This is a genomic window from Vibrio sp. V43_P6S15P86 (genome assembly GCF_009904725.1).
Classification (GTDB): Bacteria; Pseudomonadota; Gammaproteobacteria; order Enterobacterales; family Vibrionaceae; genus Vibrio; species Vibrio diabolicus.
This window is the reverse complement of record NZ_WXWT01000270.1, coordinates 1-4,591: the sequence shown is the minus strand read 5'-3', so window position 1 is coordinate 4,591 and position 4,591 is coordinate 1. Positions and strand designations below refer to the sequence as shown.

Below are 4,591 nucleotides of genomic sequence, written 5' to 3'. Positions count from 1 at the left end.
TCATTGATAAATAAGTTTTAGCTTGTAATGGTCAGGGTTATTGTGAACTGGATCGACTTAATTTGCTGAATGTCAATAAATTACCTGTTTATGATCACACTTCTATTTTTTGAATCATTATAGAAAAATACGGTAAGTGCCTGTATTTAACATACTTTTATCAGGGTTGTTGAGCGTCGGTTTGAACAAGATCACTTTTTAAAATGTTTTATTTTCCATCGCGAATTAATTGGAACAATATTGCGATCGCCAAGGAGGCACATTCCAAAGTTTGCGATAAAAGGGAAGAGAAGCCCTTTAAAACCGTCGCATAACGTGAATAAATAAAGGCAGTAATTATGAAAAACATTTTTGCACTGAGTGCTCTTTCTCTCGCTTTCGCTTCTAGCGCTTTTGCTGGTTCTTCTTACGTAACAGGTAACGTTCAATTCCACGATGATGGTCGAATCCATGGTTCGGACGTTACGTCTACACTGGAAGCTGGTCATACTTTTGATAACCAATTTGGTGGCTTTACGGTTTACACCGAATTTGATGGTATTCAGTTGGGTAAACTGGAAACAGAAAACGGTGGCGCAGGTAACACAACACCAGCAATCACTGTGGGTGGTGAGCAGTCATTTAACATTACCGATCATTTATGGGTTGCAGCGGGTTACCAACACTTGTTCTCTGCTGGCGAGAACGTACAGTACCGTCCATTGGTTAAGATCGGTTACAACTTCGATAACGGTATCTCGCTAAGTAACCGTACTCGTGCGCATATTGATGCGACAGACGCAGATGCGGATACAGATTACCGCATGGATAACCGTATTGGTTACGTGATGAATGAAGATGTGACGCTAAGCTACAACAACGTCTACATGATTGAAGCGGAAACGATGGACCACGAGCTTCGCGCAACGTGGACACGTAAAGGTGTTCAGCCTTACTTTGAGTTCCGTAGCCAAGCACACGGTGCAGAAAACGCAAGTGGTGATAGCCTCGTTAACAATGCGTTTGTATTTGGTGCCTCTTACGGCTTCTAATTTTATATTTGTCTTAACTGTCCATTAAGAAAAAGCCCAGCGGTTTGTCTCGCTGGGCTTTGTTTTTATTTGCCGTTGCCTTCGTGGTGGCTATATTCGAACACTTGGCCTTTTTCGTTAAAGGCGTAAACGGTGTAGCTGTCTTTTTTGTCGCCATATTCCATACCAGGGGAGCCCATTGGCATGCCCGGTACTGATAGGCCTTTTGCGTTACGTGGTGGATTTTTCAAAAACGCTTTAATGTCTTCGGCTGGAATGTGACCTTCAAACAGATAGCCGTTGATCTCTGCCGTGTGGCAAGAGTAAAGCTGTTCGTTCTTGATGCCTAGATCGCGTTTTATGGCGTTCATGTCATCGTGCAATTTCTCTTCGACCGTAAATCCGTTCTCTTCCATGTGTTTTGTCCATTCACCACAGCAGCCGCAGTATGGCGATTTGTGGTTAATGACATCGGCTGCCAATACGTTGGCGGATGCGGTCGCAAGCATTGCAAAGGTCAATAATTTCAACTTCATAATAGCCTCAAATATAAGTGGTTATTTTACTGAAAAAAGTCGTAGTCGATTTGCATTACTAACGACAGTAATAGATGACAGCGCCATTGCCGCACCTGCGACAACTGGGCTGAGCAAAAATCCAAATGCAGGATAAAGTACGCCTGCGGCAACAGGGATTCCCAGTGAGTTATAAACGAAGGCACCAAATAGGTTTTGCTTCATGTTTTTAAGTGTAGCGCGCGACAGTTCAATCGCATGTACCACCGCCATTGGTGATGTGTTCAGGATGGTCATTTGCGAACTTTCAATGGCGACATCACTGCCGCTACCCATTGCAATACCAAGGTTGGCTAACGCGAGAGCAGGGGCGTCGTTAATGCCATCCCCCACCATTGCCACAACATGGCCTTGGGATTGAAGTTGCTCAATGTGCTGAGCTTTCTCATCTGGCATTACTTGAGCGATTACTTCATCAATACCAAGTTCTTGACCGATAGCGTTGGCTACGTGTTGGTTGTCACCCGTCAGCATTACCGTTTTGATGCCTTGCGATTTTAATGTAGAGAGCGCTTGTTTTGCATCCGATTTGATTGGGTCAGCAATGGCGATCAGGCCAACTAACTCACCATCGAGCGCAACGGCAACCGGAGTCCATGCGTTCTGAGCACATTTGTCAATTTCATCCTGAAGAGCCTCTGTTGCAACGTTTTCCGCTTGCATAAATTGAAGCGAGCCAATAAGCAGCGGTTTACCTTGATACGTTGCCAAAATGCCGCGCCCACGAACGTTTTCAAATTTATCGAGAGTCACTTCTTGTGTGTCGTGCTGATTAGCAAAGTCGCATACCGCTTTTGCTAGTGGGTGCTCTGACTGACGCTCGGCGGCGTACGCTAACCCCAACAGCTCTTCTTGGCTGGTGGTGTGAGTAAACACTTGCTGCACACTTGGTTTACCTTGGGTAAGCGTGCCTGTTTTATCGAACACAACCGTATCTATTTTACTCGCTAGCTGTAGGGCATCAGCATCTTTGATCAAAATGCCTAGTTCTGCGGCTTTACCCACACCCACCGTGACAGAAAGTGGGGTTGCTAAGCCTAGAGCACAAGGGCAGGCGATGATAAGTACGGTTGTGGTGACCACCAGCATATAGCTCGCTTTTGGCTCTGGGCCAACGGCAAACCAAACAAGCGCGGCCAGTATTGCTATGCCTACAACGACAGGGACAAACACCGATGAAATCTGGTCTGCCAATTTCGCGATGGCGGGCTTGCTGCTCTGAGCGCTGCGCACCATACGAATAATACGTGCGAGCATCGTATTTGCGCCGATTCCGGTAGCCTCTATAGTGAGAGAGCCGTCGGTATTCAATGTCCCTGCGGATACATGAGCCTCTTGTGCTTTTAATACAGGAACGGGTTCACCAGTTAGCATGGACTCATCAATGTACGATTCGCCATTAATTACCGTACCGTCGACGGGCACTTTCTCTCCCGGCTTGATACGTAACTTCATTCCTAGAGTGATTTCTTCTACCGCGATTTGTTTATCACCTTGCTCAGTGATGACGGTCGCTTGTTGAGGCTGTAAGTTCACCAAAGCCTGAAGCGAGCGAGTTGTGTTTGCTTTCGCTTTGGCTTCTATATAGTGACCAAGTGAAATCAAACCAATGATCATCGCGCTGGCTTCGAAGTAAACATGACGAGATGCCATTGGGAACCAATCTGGGAAAATCACCACAAGCATAGAATAGAACCACGCTGCGCCAGTACCGAGCGCAACTAAGGTATCCATCGTGGCGCGCTTGTGAGTGGCCGCTAACCAAGCGTTACTAAAGAACTGTTTTCCGGCAGTGGCAAGCAGCAGCAAACACACAATACCGATCGCGCCCCAAACCAATTGGTCATTGGTGTTGCGAATCATCATGTTGCCACCAGCAACACCCCAAATCATCAAAGGGGCACCTACAACAAGGCCGGCAATTGCATCCAACTTAAAGCGTTTTTGCTGTTGACGTTGTTGCTGCGCTTGCTTTTCTTGCTGTGTCGCGGCGTCTTGTAAAACCTCGCCTTGGTAACCCGCTTGTTTGACAGATTGCAAAATAGATTGATGTAACGAATTTGAGTCTTCAGTCACAAACACCAGTGCGCTTTGTTCTGCGAGGTTTACCTGAGCTTTTTCAACCCCTTGTACATTAGTCAGGGCTTTTTCTACTGATGCGACACAGCTTGCACAGGTCATACCTTGAATCAACATCTGTAGTTGAGCCGTGCCTGCTGGTTGCTCGTCAGGCCTTGCTTGGTCGCCTTTTTCGCTTTGATGTGTCTGGCTTTGGTGTTGATCGGGAGTGATTGCCTTGTGCTCTTCAGCAACTGAGTTATCAGTAACAGCGCTATTGTTGGCCGTATAGCCCAAGCTGGCAACTAGCTCAATGACTTGTTGCTCGGAGAGTAGGGTACGAATCTCTAAGTGCGTTGTTGAAGCCTCGAAAGAAATAACGTCTTGATGAGAGTCTAATAAAGACGAGAGTTTTTTCACGCAGCCGCCACAGCTTAAGCCTGAAAGGTTTAACTCGTACTGATTTCCTGCTTGGTAACCAAGAGATTCAATTGATGAAACAAGCTCTTTAAGCGAGGACTCGGTTTTGACCTCGACTTGCGTTGGGGACAAAGTGAGGATCTCTACATCGTGATTCGCATGTAAAGCACTCTCAACTTTTCTCGCACAGCCCATGCAGTTGAGCCCTGATAAAGGTATAACAAACTGATACATAATCTGCACCTCAATAATAGTGATACATTGAGCTTAAACCTTCCTGCAAGGGTAAGGTCAATACCCATTTTTGCTCTCAACAATTTCGTCAAAATCGCTTGAATCACAAAAGTTCACTGCCATTTTACTTGCGAGTGATCTCAAGGTTTTTTCTCTCTGAATATAAAGTTCCGTTAAAACACCTAAAAGATGAATGAAGTCGCTCACGCTTTTGAGATGCTCTCAATGTCAGTTCAGTGTCAAAAAGTGCTTTTAACGTTTTTGATTTTTTATATTTAAATTTAAGTTTTTGAT

3 protein-coding genes are annotated in these 4,591 nt (G+C 45.6%); 1 reads left to right on the top strand and 2 read right to left on the bottom strand.

The window, feature by feature from the left end; genetic code table 11:
• The first annotated feature begins 338 nt into the window (after nt 1–338).
• Complete coding sequence (locus tag CAG69_RS12170) at nt 339–1,031, top strand: oligogalacturonate-specific porin KdgM family protein (RefSeq protein ID WP_005382004.1); 693 nt, start codon at nt 339–341, stop codon at nt 1,029–1,031.
• A 65-nt stretch (nt 1,032–1,096) separates the two neighbouring features.
• Here CAG69_RS12170 and CAG69_RS12165 read toward each other — a convergent pair whose 3' ends face one another.
• Together CAG69_RS12165 and CAG69_RS12160 are read right to left on the bottom strand one after the other, a co-directional pair.
• Nucleotides 1,097–1,546, bottom strand: coding sequence for a DUF411 domain-containing protein (locus tag CAG69_RS12165; protein WP_161444385.1), 450 nt, complete (start codon nt 1,544–1,546; stop codon nt 1,097–1,099).
• A gap of 21 nt (nt 1,547–1,567) precedes the next feature.
• Nucleotides 1,568–4,297: a heavy metal translocating P-type ATPase gene (locus CAG69_RS12160; RefSeq protein ID WP_161444383.1), complete on the bottom strand. Its 2,730-nt coding sequence runs from the start codon at nt 4,295–4,297 to the stop codon at nt 1,568–1,570.
• Between the last annotated feature and the right edge of the window lie 294 nt (nt 4,298–4,591).